A 17,710-nucleotide genomic window follows, 5' to 3' on the forward strand; every position below is an offset into this window, starting at 1 on the left:
GCAGGATCCGAGGGAGGCGGGCTCGCCGCGAGGGACGGCCCCTCCCGCGCCCGCCGTCACCGGGCGGCGGTGTGGCGCACGAGCGCCGGGATCACCGTGTCCCACACCTCCGGCACGGGCATCTGGTGGCCCATCCCGGCGAGCGGGACGAGCGTGGCGCCGGGGATCTCCCGGGCCAGGGCCTCGGCGTGACCGTAGGGGAAGAGCGGGTCGTGCGTACCGTGCAGGACCAGCGTCGGCGCGGTGATCTCGCCGAGGCGGGCCCGAACGGGCTCGCCCCCCTCGACGCTCCAGTGGTTGCACGCGGCGGCCGGCACCGGGCTGCGGTCGTACGCGCGCCCGGCGGTGGCGCGCAGGCGCTCCTCGTCCACGGGGATCCGACCGGCCAAGGCGTGCTCGCCCGCGAGGAAGTACGCGACGACCGCGTCACGGTCGGCCCAGTCGGGGTCGGGCCGGGGCTCGGCGAACCATCGGGCCAGGGCTTCGCCCATGGGCGGCAGATCGGGCAGGCCGGGGCCGGCGGGGCCGTCGGGACTGGTGGACATCAGGGTCAGGGTGACGACACGTTCGGGGTGCAGGACGGCCAGGCGTTGCGCGAGTGCGCCGCCCATGGAGACGCCGACGACATGGGCCGCGGCGCCGCCGTGCGCGTCGAGGACACCGAGGGCGTCGAGGAGGAGATCGTCCCCGGTGTACGAGGGCTCCCCGATCGGGAAGACGGTGGAGCGCCCGGTGTCGCGGGTGTCGTAGCGGATGACGTGGCGGCCGGCGGCGCCGAGCCGGGCGATGAACTCCTCGTCCCACCAGTCCATGGTGGCCTCGGCGCCCGGGACGAGCAGTACCGTCGGGTCGGTCGGGTCGCCGAAGGCCTGCGTGGCGAGGGTGACGCCGTTGGTGCGGACGGCCTTCTCGGGCGGGGCCATGGCTGTTCCTCCTGGTGGTCGTGGGGATGCGGGGCGCTCTGCCGCCAGTGTGCTCCGGGCCACCGGCCGGATCGGGGAGCCCGCCCGGCGGGCGGGGTGCGGTGCGGCGGAGCGGGCGCCGGCAGCGATACGGGGTCTTCCCGGACGGGGCCCGCGTGACCCGGACTGACCAGAAGGGAATCGCAAGCGACTTGCAGTCCTTGCGCTAGTCTTGCGCTCATGACGCGACGACTTGCTCAAGTGGCGAAGAAGGTGGGAGTCAGCGAGGCAACGGTCAGCCGGGTGCTCAATGGCAAGCCGGGCGTCTCGGAGGCGACCCGACAGTCCGTGCTCACCGCTCTCGACGTGCTCGGCTACGAGCGCCCCACCCAGTTGCGCGGCGAACGCGCCCGGCTGGTCGGGTTGGTGCTGCCGGAGCTCCAGAACCCCATCTTCCCGGCCTTCGCCGAGGTCATCGGGGGTGCGCTGGCGCAACAGGGGCTGACCCCGGTGCTGTGCACCCAGACCACCGGCGGGGTTTCCGAGGCCGACTACGTGGAACTCCTGCTCCAGCAGCAGGTGTCGGGCGTGGTCTTCGCCGGCGGGCTCTTCGCGCAGGCCGACGCCCCGCACGAGCACTACCGGCTGCTGTCCGAGCGCAAGGTTCCGGTGGTGCTCATCAACGCCTCCATCGAGGACCTCGGTTTCCCGTGCGTGGCCTGCGACGACGCCGTCGCCGTCGAGCAGGCCTGGCGACACCTGGCCTCCCTGGGGCACGAACGCATCGGGCTCGTGCTGGGCCCGCCCGACCACATGCCCTCCCTGCGCAAGCTGGTGGCCGCCCAGGCCGTGGTCGCCGCGGCGGGCGCCGAACTGCCCGCCGCCCACGTGGAGCGGACCCTGTTCTCCCTGGAGGGCGGGCACGCGGCCGCCTCCCGGCTGCTGGACCGCGGGGTCACCGGCATCATCTGCGCGAGCGACCCGCTGGCCCTGGGCGCCGTGCGGGCCGCGCGTCGCCGGGGGCTGGGCGTGCCCCGGGACGTCTCCGTGGTCGGCTACGACGACTCGGCGTTCATGAACTGCACCGAGCCCCCGCTGACCACCGTCCGGCAGCCCATCGAGGCCATGGGCCGGGCCGCCGTGGAACTGCTCACGGCTCAGATCCAGGGGGCCGCCGTACAGCCCGGAGAGCTGCTCTTCGAGCCGGAGCTGGTGGTCCGCGGGTCCACCGCGCAGGCGCCCCGCAGGTAGCCCGTACCGCCCCCGTCCGCTCTGGCAAGGGCTCCGGGACGTCCCATGGACGTTCCGGAGCCCTTTTTTGCGTCCCGTGTCCGAGCCGCCCAACATCTCAATGTCAGTTCCTTCCGGAATCTGCGCGAGATATTGCGTTCATCTGTGGGCGGTGGTTGAGTGTGCCCCGCTCGCCCCACGCCTTCTGTTGATGCACGAAGGGGACCACCGATGAGAACCCACGTCCGCCGCAACGTCGCGGCCGCCCTCGTCTCCGCGCTCGCCGTTTCCGCCCTCGCGGCGTGTGGCACGAGCAGCAGCGGTGACGACCCGAAGCCGCAGCCGAGTGGCGGTGTCACCGACGTCTCCGCCCCGCTCGACCCGAAGACCGAGGTCACCCTCTCCATCGACTGCATGCCGCCCGCGGCCAAGGCGGCCGAGCTCAAGGAGTGGAAGGAGGACGTGGCGGAGTTCAACAAGACGTACCCGAACGTCACCGTGGAGGGTCGCTCGACGCCCGGCCAGTGTCTGGAACCCCCGCGCTTCACCGCGATGCTCAAGGCCAAGTCCCAACCGGACGTCTTCTACGCCTACTTCACCGACCTGAAGCAGGTGCTCGACAACGACGGGGCCGAGGACATCACGGCGTACGTGACCCCCAAGACGGTCCCCGCGCTCGACGACATCGACAAGAACGTCCTGAACGTCCTGAAGAGCGACGGCAAGCTGTACGGCGTCCCCACCAGCAACTACACGATGGGCCTGCTCGTCAACCGCAAGCTCTTCCAGCAGGCCGGCCTCGATCCCGACACCCCGCCCCGGACATGGGACGAGGTCCGCGCCGGCGCGAAGAAGATCGCGGCCCTCGGCGACGGGGTCGCCGGCTACGGCGAGTACAGCGTCGAGAACACCGGCGGCTGGCACTACACGGCTGCCATGTACGGCCTGGGCGGCGACATCGTCGGCGCCGACGGCAAGGCCGCGTTCAACAACGCCACGGGTCGGCAGATCGTCGACAACCTCCACGCCATGCGCTGGGAGGACGACAGCATGGGCAAGACCCAGCTGCTGAAGTGGGGCGACCTGCAGAAGCAGATGGCCTCGGACAAGCTCGGCATGTTCCTCGCCGCACCCGATGACATCACTTACATGGTCCAGCAACTCGGCGCCGAGTACGAGAACTTCGGCATGGGCCCGATGCCCGGTGGCGCGTCCACGCTCGCCGGCGGCAACGGCTACATGATCAAGAAGGGCAGCTCGCCCGACAAGGTCAAGGCGGCCGTCGCCTGGCTGAACTTCAAGACCCTCGCGGTCGGCAAGGGGCAGTTCCGGTACGACCGCAGCAAGGCCGACGGCCTGCCCGTCGGTCTCCCGCAGCCCGCCTTCTTCACCGGCGCGAGCAAGGCCGAGGACGACGAGCTGAAGGCGGCGAGCGCCACCATGCCGGTCGCCAACTTCAAGCCTTTCCTGGACAACCCGGTGCCCGGCAAGGCGGAGCCGCCGAAGGCGCAGGAGGTCTACAAGGTCCTCGACAAGGTGATGTCCGGGGTACTCACGAACAAGGGCGCGGACGCGGCCCGGTTGCTGGGCGAGGCCGAGAAGGCGGTCAACCAGGTGCTGGCCGACCGGTAGCCGTCCCGGGCGGCGCCGGGTGGACCTCCCCGGCCCGGCGCCGCCCGCCCGGCCCGCGGTCCCCGGGGGCACGCGCCCCGCGCCCCCGGGCACCGCCCCCGCCGGTCCCGCGTATCGATGGCGACGACCCACCAAGGAGCGAGCGGCGATGTCGGCCCCCACCCTGCCCGGATCCACCGGGAAGACCGCCGGACCCCGTGACCCGGGGACCCGGATCCGCGAGTTCCGTACCGACGGACCGTCGCGCGACGCGTTCCGCCGGGCGGTCAGGCGGAACCTCACGGCCCACGGCTTCCTGATCGGCGCCGTCCTCTGCTTCTCGTTCTTCTCCTGGTACCCGATGGTCCGGGAGTTCCTGCTGGCCTTCCAGAAGACGGAGGGCGGTGCCACCCGCTGGGTGGGCTGGGACAACTTCACCTACGTCTTCAACGATCCGAGCTTTTGGCAGGCCTGGCGCAACACCCTGCTCTTCACGGGGCTCGCCCTGGTCTTCGGCTTCGCCGTCCCCTTCGTGGTCGCCGTCGTCCTCAACGAGTTCCGGCACGCGCAGGGCTATCTGCGCATGCTGGTCTACCTCCCGGTGATGATGCCCCCGGTGGCCTCGATCCTGCTGTTCAAGTACTTCTACGACCCGGGCCACGGCCTCTTCAACAGGGTGCTGGAGTTCCTGCACCTGCCGGCGCAGGACTGGCTCCAGTCCACCGACACCGCGATGCTCTCCGTGGTCCTGGCCTCGACGTGGATGAACATGGGCGGCGCGACCCTGATCTACCTGGCCGCGCTCCAGGGCATCCCCGGAGAGCTCTACGAGGCGGCCGAACTCGACGGGGCGGGACTGCTGCGCAAGGTCTGGCACATCACGATCCCGCAGACCCGACTCATCCTCTCGCTCCTCCTGCTGATGCAGATCATCGCGACGATGCAGGTGTTCGTCGAACCGTTCCTGCTGACCGGCGGCGCCGGCCCGGAGGGCTCGACCACCACAGTGGTCGTCCTCATCTACCAGTACGCCTTCAACTTCAACCAGTACGGCGGCGCCGCGGCCCTGGGGCTGTGCCTGCTCGTCCTGCTCGCGGGCTTCTCCGCGCTGTACGTCCGCCTCAGCCGCGACAACGAGAGCTGACCTGGAGCCCCCCATGGCAGAGCGCACGCTGATCTCGCCCACCCGGTTGGGCCGCGCCCGAGGGAAGTTCCTCTACCGGGCCGTGCTCGGCCTGGTCGTCGTCGGTTTCACCGTCGTCTTCCTCGGCCCGCTCTACTGGATGGTCGCGAACGGCCTCAAGAGCACCGAGGAGTTCGCCGAGGTCCCGCCGACCCTGGTGCCCGACTCCCTCCACGCCGCCAACTACACGGCCGCCTGGCAGGTCATGGACCTGGCCAAGCTGCTGTTCAACACCCTCTATTACGCCTTCGGGGCACTCGCGTTCCAACTCGTCCTCGACGTCGCAGCCGCCTACTCGCTCTCCAGGCTGCGGCCCGTCTTCGGCAAGGCCGTCCTCGGGATGATGCTCGCCACCCTGATGATCCCGGCCACCGTCCTGGTCGTGCCGCAGTACCTCACGGTGCTGGACGTGCCGATCATCGAGCGGAACCTGCTCGACTCGCCGTGGGTGATCTGGCTGCCGTCCGTCACCAACGCCTTCAACATCTTCCTGCTGAAGCGCTTCTTCGACTCGATCCCCCAGGAGATCCTCGACGCCGCCTCCATCGACGGCGCGGGCGCCCTGCGCACCCTGCGCTCCGTCGTCCTGCCCATGAGCCGGCCCATCCTCGGCGTCGTGTCGATCTTCGCGATCGTCGGGGTGTGGAAGGACTTCCTCTGGCCGATGCTGACCCTCCCCGACCCGGCCCTGCAGACGCTCAACGTCGGCATCTACTCGCTCTCCACGGGAGTGCCCGAGAACCATCTCATCGCCGCGCTCGCGATGGCCTCCGCCCCGACGCTCGTCATCTTCCTGATCTTCCAGCGCAACATCATGAGCGGCCTGACGGCAGGCTCCCTCAAGGGCTGACCAGCCGCCCGCGGGACGCCCATCGCCGTACCCGGCCGCCCCCTGCGAAAGGACCCCTTGTGGCTGACTTTCCCCTCCCCGCACGCGACGCCGACTGGTGGCGCTCGGCCGCCATCTACCAGGTGTACGTACGCAGTTTCGCGGACGGCGACGGAGACGGCACCGGTGACCTCGCAGGCGTCCGGGCCCGCCTCCCGTACCTCGCCGACCTGGGCGTGGACGCCCTGTGGTTCACCCCCTGGTACCTGTCCCCGCTCGCGGACGGCGGATACGACGTCGCCGACTACCGCACCATCGACCCCGCCTTCGGCACACTGGCCGAGGCCGAGAAACTCATCGCGGAAGCCCGCGAGCTGGGCATCCGGACCATCGTCGACGTCGTCCCGAACCACGTGTCCGACCAACACGTCTGGTTCAGGGCGGCCCTCGCCGCCGGCCCGGGAAGCCCCGAGCGGGGGCTGTTCCACTTCCGGCCCGGGCGCGGGGAACACGGCGAACTCCCGCCCGGGGACTGGCCCTCACAGTTCAACGGAGCAGCCACCTGGACCCGGGTACCGGACGGGGAGTGGTACCTGCACCTCTTCACCCCGCAGCAACCCGACCTGAACTGGGGCCACCCCGCCGTCCGCCGGGAGCACGAGGAGGTGCTGCGCTTCTGGTTCGAGCGCGGGGTGTCCGGCGTACGGATCGACTCGGCCGCCCTGCTCGCCAAGGACCCGGCACTGCCCGATCTGGCGGGGCGGTCACCCGAACCCCGGCCCGGAGAGGTCCACCCGTACATCGACCGCGACGAACTCCACGACGTCTACCGCTCCTGGCGCGCCGTCGCCGACGAGTACGGCGCCGTCTTCGTCGGGGAGGTCTGGCTGCCCGACTCCGAACGCTTCGCCCGCTACCTGCGCCCCGACGAGCTGCACACCGCCTTCAACTTCTCCTTCCTCAGCTGCCCGTGGGACGCGGACCGGCTGCGCACCTCCATCGAGGAGACCCTCGCCGAGCACGCCCCGGTCGGGGCGCCCGCCACCTGGGTGCTGTGCAACCACGACGTCACGCGCACCGTGACCCGCTACGGCCGCGCCGACACCGGCTTCGACTTCGCGACCAAGGCCTTCGGGACACCGACCGACCTCGATCTCGGCACCCGCAGGGCACGCGCCGCGGCCCTGCTGACACTCGCCCTGCCCGGCGCCGTGTACGTCTACCAGGGCGAGGAGCTGGGCCTGCCGGAGGTCGAGGTGCCGCTCGACCGCATCCAGGACCCGATGCACTTCCGGTCCGGCGGCACCGACCCCGGGCGGGACGGGTGCCGGGTGCCGCTGCCGTGGACCGCCGAGCCGTGGACCGACCCGTGGCTGCCCCAGCCCGCGGACTGGGGGAGGTACGCCGCCGACCGCCAGGACGGCGACCCGGATTCGATGCTCACCCTCTACCGGACGGCCCTCGGGCTGCGCCGGGCCGCGGCAGGCTTCGGCGGGGGCTCGCTGGAGTGGCTGCACACGCCGCCCGGGGTGCTCGCCTTCTCCCGCCCCGACGGGCTGGTGTGCGTGGCCAACCTGTCCGACGGCCCGGTCCCGCTGCCCGATCACACGAGACTCCTGCTGAGCAGCTCCGTGCCGGACGACACGGGGCGGCTGCCGCGGGACACGGCGGTCTGGCTGCGGACCTGACGCCGCGGCCGGACCGCCCGGCACCGGTTCGGTGATCGGGGCCGGACCACACCGACGCGCGCCCCCGCGGCGGGGCGCCGATCGCCCGGCCGGCGGCCGGATCGGCGAGACCGAGGCCCGTGCGCTCCTCCGCCGTCCGGCTCCCGTCCCGGTGCTCCCCACCCGTCACGGCATCGGCCGCGGCGGGCGGGGGCCGTCGTAGTGCCCGCTCGGCCGCATCCTCAGCGGCCGTTCCTGGTATTCCTCCAGCGCGTGCGCGATCCACCCCGCCGTCCGGGCCACCGCGAACACCGTCTCCCCGGCCTCGGCGGGCATGGCGCAGGACACGGTGAGCACCGCCAGGGCCAGGTCCACATTGGCGTGCAGCCCGCCGCCGTGCCCGGCCATCACCGAGGCCACGTCGCGGGCCGCGCCCAGCGCCGGGCCGGCCTGGCCCAGGTCCTCCAGCCGGGCGAACAGGGCCGTGGCACGAGGATCCTCGCCGCGGTACAGCCGATGTCCCAGGCCCGGTACCCGACGCCCCGCGCGCAGGTACTCCGACACCACCGGGGCCGCTCCGCCCCGCTCCAGGACCTCGACCAGCATCCGGTGGGCGAGCCGGCCGGCGGCGCCGTGCAGCGGGCCTTCGAGCGCGCCGAGTCCGGCCGAGACCGCCGCGTACGGATGGGCCCGCGCCGACGCGGCCACCCGTACGGCCAGCGTCGAGGCCGCCAGATCGTGGTCGACCAGCAGACCGAGGGCGAGGTCCAGCACGGACAGCGCGTCCGGGTCGGGGTCCAGTGCCGTCAGCCGCGACCACAACAGGCGGGCCAGCCGCGTGTCGCCGGCCCACCGGGCGGCGCCCTGCTCGGGCAGGGCGCCGACCAGCGTCGGGATCAGGCAGCGCGCGGAGCCCAGTACGGCCTCCTCGGACAGGTCGAAGCGCAGGGGATCCGCCACCGCGGCGGCGGCGACGGCCACCCGAAGCCGGTCCAGCGGTCCGCCGTGCTCGGGCAGGGCGGCCACCGCCCGCCGGGCGGCGGCCAGCGGATCCGGGGGAGCGACGAACCGGGCGCCGCGCTTCAGCGAGCCCGTCCACAGCCACTCCGCCACCTCCTCGTAGGGGTGCCGCGCGGCCAACTCGACGGCGTCCACGCCCCGGAAGTAGTAGCGATCGGGCTCGATGAGCGTGAGCGAGGTGCGAACGGACAGCTCGCCGGCATGGCTCCCGGTGGGGCCCGCCGCCTCGCGCCGGCTCCGCCGGGCCAGCGCCTCCACCTCGGCCGCGTCGAAGCTGCTGCCACGCCCGACAGGGTCGCGGCGACTGCCGAGCTGACCGCGGCTGACGTACGCGTACACGGTCGCGGGCTTCACTCCGAGCAGTCGCGCCGCCTCCCGGGTGTTGATCCGGCGCTGGCCGTCCGCCTCGTCGGTCTCGGAATTCATGACGCACACCCTACATAGATTGATTCAATCAACATTGACAGGCATTCAATCCATCATCGATGGTCAATCCATGAACACCACCGTCGAAGTACCCCGCGGTCTCGCGGGAGTCGTGGTCACCGAAACCGCACTCGGTGACGTCCGAGGCCGAGAAGGCTTCTACCACTACCGCCAGTACTCGGCCGTCGACCTCGCGGAGGGCCGCACCTTCGAGGACGTGTGGCACCTGATGTTCCGCGGGGCGCTGCCCGCCGACCTCGCCGAGCGGGACGCCTTCGCCGCCGAGATCGCCCCCCTGCGCCGACTCCCCGCCGAGGTGCGCGACGCCCTGCCCGCCCTCGCCCGCGCCACCGCCCTGTCCGGGCCGCTCGCCGGTCTCCGTACCGCGCTCTCGCTGTTGGGTGCGTCCGCCGGCTTCCGCCCGGTCTACGATCTCGACCCCGCCCGCAGGGCCGCCGACGCCCTCGCCGCCTGCGCCGCGGTGCCCACCCTGCTCACCGCCCTGCACCGGCTGGGACAGGGGCTGGAGCCGGTGGAACCGCGCGACGACCTCCCGTACGCGGCCAACTACCTCCACATGCTGACCGGGCGCGAACCCGACCCGGTCCGGGCCCGAGCGGTGGAGCAGTACCTGATCTCCACCATCGACCACGGGTTCAACGCCTCGACCTTCACCGCCCGCGTGATCGCCTCCACCGGCGCCGACGTCGCGGCCTGCCTGACCGGGGCGATCGGGGCCCTGTCCGGGCCGCTGCACGGAGGCGCCCCGAGCCGCGCCCTGGACACCCTCGACGCCATCGGCACGACCGACCGGATCCAGCCGTGGATCCGCGAACGAGTGCTCGCCGGCGAACGGATCATGGGCTTCGGTCACCCGGTCTACCGCACCGAGGACCCGCGCTCGCGGATGCTGCGCGGCATCGCCCGCCGGTTCGGCGGTCCACTGGTCGACTTCGCCGTCGAGGTCGAACAGCAGGTGGAGGCGATCCTGGCCGAACTCAAGCCTGGTCGGGAACTGCACACCAACGTGGAGTTCTACGCGGGCGTGGTCATGGAACTGTGCGGACTGCCGCGCGAGATGTTCACCCCCACCTTCTGCGCCGCCCGCGTCGTCGGCTGGAGCGCCAACGTCCTCGAACAGGCCGCCGACTCGAAGATCATCCGCCCGGCCGCCCGCTACACCGGGCCGACCCCGCCCCAACCGGTCCCGTCGCTCGGCTGAGCCGTCACGGTGCCACGCCGGCTACCATCGACCGGGTGAACAGCAGGCAGTCCCACCCCACCATCCCCGTCGTGGTCCTTGCCGGATTCCTCGGATCCGGCAAGACCACCCTGCTCAACCACCTCCTCGCCAACCGGGGCGGCACCCGGATCGGGGTGGTGGTCAACGACTTCGGCTCGATCGAGATCGACGCCATGTCGGTGGCAGGGCAGCTCGGCGACTCCATGGTCTCGCTCGGCGGCGGCTGCCTGTGCTGCGCCGTCGACGGCAGCGAGTTGGACGCGTACCTGGAGAAGCTCGCCGCCCCCGTCCACCGGATCGACGTCATCGTCATCGAGGCGAGCGGGCTGGCCGAGCCCCAGGAACTGATCCGCATGCTGATGGCGAGCGAGAACCCGGCCATCCGCTACGGCGGGATGGTGGAGGTCGTCGACGCGGCGGAGTTCGACGCCACCCGGGCCCGGCACCCGGAAACCGACCGCCACCTCGGCGTCGCCGACCTGGTGGTGCTCAACAAGACCGACCGGGTGGACCCGGCCGAGCGCGCCCGCATCGAAGCCGAACTGGCCGGCCTCTGCGCGCCCGGCACCCCCGTGATCGGCGCGGACCACGGGCGGATCGACCCGGAGCTGCTGTTCGACGCGCGCCCCTGGACGGTGACACGCGGCCAGCTCTCCTTCGAGGACCTGCTGGCGGAGGCGGCGGACGACGAACGGGAACACGGCGACCACACGGGGCATGCGCACGCCGCCTACGAGAGCGTGGAGTTCGTCTCCGAGCAGGCCCTGAGCCCGCGCCGGTTCATCGACTTCCTCGACCGCCGTCCCGCCGGGCTCTACCGGATCAAGGGCTTCGTCCACTTCGGCGTCCCCGGCCACGAGGAGCGCCACGAGGTCCACGCGGTCGGCCGTTTCCTCCGCTTCGCCCCCGGCCCCTGGGGGAGGGGTGAACCGAGGGTGACCCGGCTCGTCCTGATCGGCTCGGGCACGGACGGCCCCGCCCTGCTCCGCGAACTGGAGGCCTGCCGCGAACCGCGACCGCACCTCGCGGGCCCGGAGAGCATGTGGGGCGTCCTGCGCTACGTGGCCCGGCCCCCGCAGGAGGAGCGGCCGGACCCCGACACCGACCCGGAGCCCGACGCCGACCCGGGCCCCGACCCGGAGCCCGCTGCCGACCAGCCCGACCCGGGCCCCGACGGCGTGCCCGGGGTCCAGGCCGGCTAGGCGACCTCGATGCCGTACTCGCGCAGGAGGTCCTCCAGACCGCCCCGGTAGCCCTTGCCGCCGATCACGAACTTCCAGTCGCCGTTCGGCCGGCGCCGAAACGATCCGAGCACCAGGGCGGTCTCGCCCGCCCGGCCGTCGGAGACCTCCAACCGGTCGATCTCCCGGCCGTCCGGCGTGAGGAGGCGGATCCGGGCGTCGGTGAAGCCCGCCAGATCGGCGTCCGGGTTGACCTCCGGGTCGATGGCGGCGGCGAGTACCAGGCGGTCGGCCTGGCGCGGCAGCCCGTCGAAGTCGACCTCGACCGCGGCCTTGTCGGGGGCGGCCCGCTCGCGGGAGCGGACCGAGCCGTCCGGCGTGCGGGGGTTGTTGAAGAACACGAAGTGGTCCTCGCTCAGCACCCGGTTGCCCTCGCAGACGAGCGCGCACACGTCCAGCGCCACACCGCCCGACCAGTTCATGCCGAGGATGTTGTGATCGTCCGCCGAGGCCGTGCCCGTACGCTGCGCGGGCACCGGGGCGGACGCCGACGCGGGCATCGCGACGGCGACCGTGACCGCCTCCGAAGCCGAGGCCGACACCGAACCCGAACCCGAAGCCCGTCCCGCCCCGCCGGTCGCCGTACCGCCGAGACGCCCCCGGAGCCCGTACCGGTGCAGCAGGTCCACCAAGTCCACCCCGGGAACCAACTCCAGCGGCTTGCCGTTGGCAAAGGTGTACGACCCGGGTCCGAAGGACGAGGTGGTGACCAGCACCCCCTTGTTCGCCCCCGCGTCCTGAACCGTGCCGTACAGGTCCCGCACCGCCGTCGGCGGGACGGTGTTCCGGTAGCGCTTGACCTGCACCACGATCCGACCGCCCCGGATCGGGGCCGGGTCCAGCGCCTCCACGTCCACCCCGCCGTCCCCGGACCGTTGGGTCGTCACCGCCTCCATGCCCATCGCCCGGAACAGTTCGGCGACCAGGTTCTCGAAAGCGATGGGATCCATCGTGAAGAGGTCCGGCTCCTCCGCCCCGCCGCCCGCGTGCCCGCCATGGCTGACGACCGCCCCGACCTCTCCCGGCCTGCGGCCCGCCCGTACGCCGGCCGGCTGGTCGGGCCGGGTCGACAGCTGCCCCCGCAGCCCGTCGACGAGGCAGTCCACCGCGCTGACCTGCTCCAGGCGCAGCCCGGTGAAGTCGGAGCGCCCCGCGAGCACGGTGGCCAGGACGATCTGCGCCTCCCGGCCGGTCACCGGATCGTGGTCGTCCACGAAACCGTTGACCACCACCGAGTCCAGCGCGCCGAACTCGTCCGCCGCGTACAGCTCGCGCAGCACCAACAGCACGCACTGCGCCAGGAGGTCCCGGTACACGGCCCGGCGCGGGCCGGCCGGTCTGGCGGTCTCCTTGTCCTGGTCGGTGCTCGGCACGTAGCGCACCGACTTGGCCTCGGGGACCACTGCGTACCGAGGCAGTTCCCAGTCCAGCACCAACTGCCGGGCCGCCGGGTCGTATGCGGCGGACACCTGTCTCGGCAGGTCCTCGGGCCATGCCGTGGAGGAGTACAGCGCCGCCGAGAAGTACTCCACGGCGGCCTCGGCGTCCCCGGCCCGCAGGGCCTCGGCCAACTCGGCGAGGCCGCTGTTGTGCGCCCGGACGTCGGCGAGCTGCCCGGCCGCCCACTCGTCGTACTGCCGCCGGTGGGAGGCCAGTTGTCCCTGTCGCCGCTGCTCCGCCGCGTGGGCCGCCTGCCAGGCCCGGGTGTACTGCTCGTGCGCCTCGCGCTCCGCCTGCGCCCGCCGGCTCGGGCCGGCTCCCCAGCCGCCGCTCTGCTGCTGGAACTGCTGGAGGTGTGGCATCGGCACGGGGTGGGCGAGTGTGCCCGCGTCGAAGGGCTCCAGCCGCTCGGAGCGGACCAGGGCGGCCATGCGGAAGGCCGGTGCCCGGCAGCCGGCCGCCAACAACCCCTGAAGGGCCGCCACTTCCGCGTCGAGGCGCTCGGTCCTGCGCCTGGCCTCGGTTTCACGGTGCTGCTTGTACGCGGCCTGTTGTTCCCGCTGCCCGCGGGCCACGTCCCGTTCGTGGGCGCGCTGTCTGCGCTCGGCCTCGCGCTGCTGGATCAGTTGGGTCCGCTGCTGTTGGCGCTGGGCCTCGGCCCAGACCCCGATCAACCCGCTCGACCGACGACTCATCAGTTCCGCTCTCCCGCCCCCACCGACATGTACCAGGAAAACACTCATGGGCGTGCGGGGTGCGCGGCCCGAAGACCCCGCACCCCGCACGCCCCGGCCCCTGACACGTCAGTGGCCACGTGTCGCGGGCGTCGCCCCACAGGGCGTCCCCGCACGACGCGTTCCGCTACAGGGCGCCGCCCGCCAGTGCCCCCACGGGAGCGGGCAACGCCGTACCCGACCCGTCACGGCGCGGGTCGACGGCCGGCAGCGCCGCCGGGGCCCCGTTCTTGGAGGACGCCCGGACCGGGGCGCCCCCGGCCCACGCGAGCACCAACACGTCCTCGCCCTTCAGGAACCGCTGGCAGCGGACGCCGCCGGTGGCGCGTCCCTTGCGCGGGTACTGGTCGAAGGGGGTCAGCTTCGCCGACAGCAGCGAGTCGTCCAGGGTGCCGTGCGAGCCCGCGACCGTGAACACCATGGCGTCCCGGCCCGGGTCCACGGCCGAGAAGTGGATCACCTTGGCGTTGTCGGCGAGCTTGATGCCCGCCATGCCGCCTGCCGGGCGGCCCTGCGGACGCACCTGGGCCGCCGGGTAGCGCAGCAGTTGGGCGTCGTCGGTGATGAAGACCAGGTCCTCCTCGCCCGTGCGCAACTCGACCGCTCCGACGATCCGGTCGCCCTCCCGGAGGGTGATGACCTCCAGCTCGTCCTTGTTCGCCGGATAGTCCGGCACGACCCGCTTGACCACGCCCTGCTCGGTACCGAGGGCCAGGCCCTGGGAGGACTCGTCCAGCGAGAGCAGGCAGACCACCGTCTCGTCCGCCTCCAGCCCGGTCAGGAACTCCGTGACGGGCGCGCCTCCCGCCAGGTTCGGCGCGGAGTGGGTGTCGGGCAACTGCGGCAGGTCGATCACCGACAGCCTCAGCAGGCGACCGTACGAGGTGACGACTCCCACGTCGGCGCGGGCGGTCGCTGCCACCTGGGAGAGGATCAGATCGTGCTTCGCACGGGCCCCGTCCGCCTCCTCGGGCAGCGGCGCGGCGTTCGCCGTGCGGGCCACCAGACCCGTGGACGAGAGCAGGACCCGGCACGGGTCGTCCGCGACCTCCAGCGGAACCGCCGTGATGGCCGTGCCCGCCGACTCCAGCAGCACCGTCCGGCGCTCGGTGCCGAACTTCTTCGCCACCGCCGCCAGTTCCGAGGAGACGAGCTTGCGCAGCTCGTTGTCGGAGTCCAGGATCCCGGTCAGCTCGTCGATCTCGCCGGCCAGCCGGTCGCGCTCGGACTCCAGCTCGATCCGGTCGAAGCGGGTGAGCCGGCGCAGCGGGGTGTCCAGGATGTACTGGGTCTGGATCTCGCTGAGGGAGAAACGCTCGATCAGGCGTTCCTTCGCCTGCGCGGAGTTGTCGCTGTCCCGGATGAGGCGGATGACCTCGTCGATGTCGAGGAGCGCCACGAGGAGCCCCTCTACCAGGTGCAGTCGGTCGCGCCGCTTGCCCCGCCGGAACTCGCTGCGCCGCCGGACGACCTCGAAGCGGTGGTCGAGGTAGACCTCCAGCAGTTCCTTGAGACCCAGGGTGAGCGGCTGCCCGTCGACCAGCGCGACGTTGTTGATGCCGAAGGACTCCTCCATCGGCGTCAGCTTGTAGAGCTGCTCCAGGACGGCCTCCGGGTGGAAGCCGTTCTTGATCTCGATGACCAGGCGCAGGCCGTGCGAGCGGTCGGTGAGGTCCTTGACGTCCGCGATGCCCTGGAGCTTCTTGGAGCCGACCAGGTCCTTGATCTTCGCGATGACCTTCTCGGGGCCGACCGTGAAGGGCAGTTCGGTGACGACCAGGCCCTTGCGGCGCGGGGTCACGTCCTCCACGGCCACGGTCGCGCGGATCTTGAAAGTGCCTCGACCGTTCTCGTAGGCGTCCTTGATGCCGGCGAGCCCCACGATGCGCCCGCCGGTCGGCAGGTCGGGACCCGGCACGAAGCGCATCAGCGCCTCCAGGTCCGCCTCCGGGTACCGGATCAGGTGGCGGGCCGCCGCGATGACCTCGCCGAGGTTGTGCGGGGCCATGTTGGTGGCCATGCCGACGGCGATTCCGGAGGCGCCGTTGACCAGCAGGTTCGGGTATGCCGCGGGCAGCGCGACCGGTTCCCGTTCCTGGCCGTCGTAGTTGGCGGTGAAATCGACGGTGTCCTCGTCGATCGACTCCGTCATCAGTGACGTGGCGTCGGCCATCTTGCACTCGGTGTAACGCATCGCGGCCGGCGGGTCGTCGTTGCCGAGCGAACCGAAGTTGCCGTGGCCGTCGACCAGCGGCAGCCGCATCGAGAAGGGTTGGGCCATGCGCACCAGGGCGTCGTAGATCGACGCGTCACCGTGGGGGTGGAGCTTGCCCATCACCTCGCCGACGACGCGCGCGCACTTCACGTACCCGCGGTCGGGGCGCAGGCCCATCTCGTTCATCTGGTAGACGATGCGCCGGTGCACCGGCTTCATGCCGTCACGGGCGTCGGGCAGGGCGCGGGAGTAGATCACCGAGTACGCGTACTCGAGGAAGGAGCCCTGCATTTCGTCGACGACGTCGATGTCGAGGATCTTCTCCTCGAAATCCTCCGGCGGCGGGGTCTTCGTGCTGCGGCGGGCCATCGCTGCGCGGCTCCTTAACCATGAAAGGGGGGTGTACTCGGGGTCTGACGGGGACTGACGGGCTGTGACCGCAAGGCTGGGTCGGCCCTGCGGACAGTGGTGACGCGGACCATTGTGTCCCGAGGCACCGACAACGCCGACTCCGACCCAGGAGTGAACCCGGGAACTTCTCCGGTGGTCGACGCGCTTGCATACAGTGGCAGGTCTGACAGAAATCTCTGCATCGCGATCGAAGGGACCACATGCCCATGGGTCACACGGCCACAGCCCAGGCCGGCTCCGGCGGCCTGACAGCGACCGAGCACCGGCTGGCCAACGGCCTGCGCGTGGTGCTCTCCGAGGATCACCTGACCCCGGTCGCCGCGGTCTGCCTCTGGTACGACGTCGGCTCGCGCCACGAAGTCAAGGGCCGGACCGGTCTGGCTCACCTCTTCGAGCACCTGATGTTCCAGGGGTCCGCGAGCGTACCCGGCAACGGGCACTTCGAGCTCGTCCAGGGCGCCGGCGGTTCGCTGAACGGCACCACCAGTTTCGAGCGCACCAACTACTTCGAGACGATGCCGGCCCACCAGCTGGAGCTCGCCCTCTGGCTGGAGGCGGACCGGATGGGCTCGCTGCTGGCCGCCCTGGACGACGAGTCCATGGAGAACCAGCGCGACGTCGTCAAGAACGAGCGCCGCCAGCGGTACGACAACGTGCCGTACGGCACCGCCTTCGAGCGGCTCACCGCCCTCGCGTACCCCGAAGGGCACCCGTACCACCACACACCGATCGGCTCCATGGCCGACCTGGACGCCGCCTCCCTGGAGGACGCGCGCCACTTCTTCCGCACGTACTACGCGCCCAACAACGCGGTGCTCTCGGTCGTCGGTGACATCGACCCCGAGCAGGCGCTCGCCTGGGTCGAGAAGTACTTCGGCTCCATCCCCTCGCACGACGGCAAGCAGCCGCCGCGCGACGGCTCGCTGCCCGAGGTCATGGGCGCCCAGCTGCGCGAGGAGATCGTCGAGGAGGTCCCGGCCCGCGCGTTGATGGCCGCCTACCGACTGCCGCACGACGGCACCCGGGAGTGCGACGCCGCCGACGTGGCGCTGACCGTCCTCGGCGGCGGCGAGTCCTCGCGGCTGCACAACCGCCTGGTCCGCCGCGACCAGAGCGCCGTGGCCGCAGGATTCGGCATGCTGCGCCTGGCGGGCGCGCCGTCGCTCGGCTGGCTGGACGTGAAGACCTCCAGCGGGGTCGAGGTGCCCGCCATCGAGGCGGCCGTGGACGAGGAACTCGCGCGGTTCGCCGCCGAGGGCCCCACCGCCGAGGAGATGGAGCGCGCCCAGGCCCAGCTGGAACGGGAGTGGCTGGACCGGCTGAGCACGGTCGCCGGCCGCGCCGACGAACTGTGCCGCTTCGCGGTGCTGTTCGGCGACCCGCAGCTCGCCCTGACCGCCGTCGGCCGCGTCCTGGACGTCACCGCCGAGGAGGTGCAGGCCGTGGCCGCCGCCCGACTGCGCCCGGACAACCGCGCGGTGCTCGTGTACGAGCCCCTGGCGGCCGACGAGTCCGACGAGAACGACGAGAACGAAGGGGCGGAGCAGTGAGCGACACC

The 17,710-nt window shown here is 71.8% G+C and carries 12 protein-coding genes; 8 read left to right on the forward strand and 4 right to left on the reverse strand.

The features are described from left to right. Positions 1-56: 56 nt before the first annotated feature. Positions 57-923, reverse strand: coding sequence for an alpha/beta fold hydrolase (locus ACQEVM_RS09315; RefSeq protein ID WP_433076795.1), 867 nt, complete (start codon positions 921-923; stop codon positions 57-59). A 219-nt stretch (positions 924-1,142) separates the two neighbouring features. Between ACQEVM_RS09315 and ACQEVM_RS09320 the strand changes: the two genes are divergently transcribed. The 5 genes from ACQEVM_RS09320 (at position 1,143) to ACQEVM_RS09340 (ending at position 7,443) form a co-directional block, all read left to right on the forward strand. Beyond that, positions 1,143-2,153, forward strand: a complete 1,011-nt coding sequence (locus tag ACQEVM_RS09320; protein ID WP_433076797.1) for a LacI family DNA-binding transcriptional regulator — start codon at positions 1,143-1,145, stop codon at positions 2,151-2,153. Positions 2,154-2,363: 210 nt separating this feature from the next. Beyond that, complete coding sequence (locus tag ACQEVM_RS09325; RefSeq protein WP_433076799.1) at positions 2,364-3,764, forward strand: extracellular solute-binding protein; 1,401 nt, start codon at positions 2,364-2,366, stop codon at positions 3,762-3,764. A gap of 148 nt (positions 3,765-3,912) precedes the next feature. Next, positions 3,913-4,887: a carbohydrate ABC transporter permease gene (locus ACQEVM_RS09330; RefSeq protein WP_433076801.1), complete on the forward strand. Its 975-nt coding sequence runs from the start codon at positions 3,913-3,915 to the stop codon at positions 4,885-4,887. A gap of 13 nt (positions 4,888-4,900) precedes the next feature. Then, complete coding sequence (locus ACQEVM_RS09335) at positions 4,901-5,776, forward strand: carbohydrate ABC transporter permease (protein ID WP_433076803.1); 876 nt, start codon at positions 4,901-4,903, stop codon at positions 5,774-5,776. A 59-nt stretch (positions 5,777-5,835) separates the two neighbouring features. Next, positions 5,836-7,443 carry a glycoside hydrolase family 13 protein gene (locus ACQEVM_RS09340; RefSeq protein ID WP_433076805.1) on the forward strand — a complete coding sequence of 536 codons (1,608 nt, stop codon included), beginning with the start codon at positions 5,836-5,838 and terminating at the stop codon, positions 7,441-7,443. A gap of 165 nt (positions 7,444-7,608) precedes the next feature. Here the strand turns inward: ACQEVM_RS09340 and ACQEVM_RS09345 are convergent, their stop codons facing one another. Next, positions 7,609-8,868 carry a citrate synthase family protein gene (locus tag ACQEVM_RS09345; protein ID WP_433076807.1) on the reverse strand — a complete coding sequence of 420 codons (1,260 nt, stop codon included), beginning with the start codon at positions 8,866-8,868 and terminating at the stop codon, positions 7,609-7,611. 70 nt (positions 8,869-8,938) lie between these two features. On the opposite strand from ACQEVM_RS09345, the gene ACQEVM_RS09350 reads away from it, so the two are divergent. Further along, a complete protein-coding gene (locus tag ACQEVM_RS09350) occupies positions 8,939-10,090 on the forward strand; it encodes a citrate synthase (protein ID WP_433076809.1) in 1,152 nt (383 codons plus the stop codon). A gap of 35 nt (positions 10,091-10,125) precedes the next feature. After that, entirely contained in the window at positions 10,126-11,313 is a 1,188-nt protein-coding gene (locus ACQEVM_RS09355; protein WP_433076811.1) for a CobW family GTP-binding protein, read from the forward strand. Here ACQEVM_RS09355 and ACQEVM_RS09360 read toward each other — a convergent pair. Then, complete coding sequence (locus ACQEVM_RS09360) at positions 11,310-13,487, reverse strand: restriction endonuclease (RefSeq protein WP_433076813.1); 2,178 nt, start codon at positions 13,485-13,487, stop codon at positions 11,310-11,312. The genes ACQEVM_RS09355 and ACQEVM_RS09360 overlap by 4 nt on opposite strands. Before the next feature lie 166 nt (positions 13,488-13,653). Beyond that, positions 13,654-16,110, reverse strand: a complete 2,457-nt coding sequence (locus ACQEVM_RS09365) for a DNA gyrase/topoisomerase IV subunit A (protein ID WP_433076815.1) — start codon at positions 16,108-16,110, stop codon at positions 13,654-13,656. 248 nt (positions 16,111-16,358) lie between these two features. Here ACQEVM_RS09365 and ACQEVM_RS09370 point away from each other — a divergent pair, with 248 nt between their 5' ends. After that, a complete protein-coding gene (locus ACQEVM_RS09370; RefSeq protein WP_433076817.1) occupies positions 16,359-17,702 on the forward strand; it encodes a M16 family metallopeptidase in 1,344 nt (447 codons plus the stop codon). Positions 17,703-17,710 lie beyond the last annotated feature (8 nt).

This window comes from Streptomyces sp. CA-243310 (assembly GCF_050936775.1).
Classification (GTDB): Bacteria; Actinomycetota; Actinomycetes; order Streptomycetales; family Streptomycetaceae; genus Streptomyces.

What these genes read in the sequence shown, in the direction of transcription:
- ACQEVM_RS09325 (WP_433076799.1), top strand. Translation starts at nt 2,364, where the DNA reads ATGAGAACCCACGTCCGCCGCAACGTCGCGGCCGCCCTCGTCTCCGCG.
- ACQEVM_RS09365 (WP_433076815.1), bottom strand. Translation starts at nt 16,110, where the DNA reads ATGGCCCGCCGCAGCACGAAGACCCCGCCGCCGGAGGATTTCGAGGAG.
- ACQEVM_RS09320 (WP_433076797.1), top strand. Translation starts at nt 1,143, where the DNA reads ATGACGCGACGACTTGCTCAAGTGGCGAAGAAGGTGGGAGTCAGCGAG.
- ACQEVM_RS09330 (WP_433076801.1), top strand. Translation starts at nt 3,913, where the DNA reads ATGTCGGCCCCCACCCTGCCCGGATCCACCGGGAAGACCGCCGGACCC.
- ACQEVM_RS09370 (WP_433076817.1), top strand. Translation starts at nt 16,359, where the DNA reads ATGGGTCACACGGCCACAGCCCAGGCCGGCTCCGGCGGCCTGACAGCG.
- ACQEVM_RS09335 (WP_433076803.1), top strand. Translation starts at nt 4,901, where the DNA reads ATGGCAGAGCGCACGCTGATCTCGCCCACCCGGTTGGGCCGCGCCCGA.
- ACQEVM_RS09315 (WP_433076795.1), bottom strand. Translation starts at nt 923, where the DNA reads ATGGCCCCGCCCGAGAAGGCCGTCCGCACCAACGGCGTCACCCTCGCC.
- ACQEVM_RS09360 (WP_433076813.1), bottom strand. Translation starts at nt 13,487, where the DNA reads ATGAGTCGTCGGTCGAGCGGGTTGATCGGGGTCTGGGCCGAGGCCCAG.
- ACQEVM_RS09345 (WP_433076807.1), bottom strand. Translation starts at nt 8,868, where the DNA reads ATGAATTCCGAGACCGACGAGGCGGACGGCCAGCGCCGGATCAACACC.
- ACQEVM_RS09350 (WP_433076809.1), top strand. Translation starts at nt 8,939, where the DNA reads ATGAACACCACCGTCGAAGTACCCCGCGGTCTCGCGGGAGTCGTGGTC.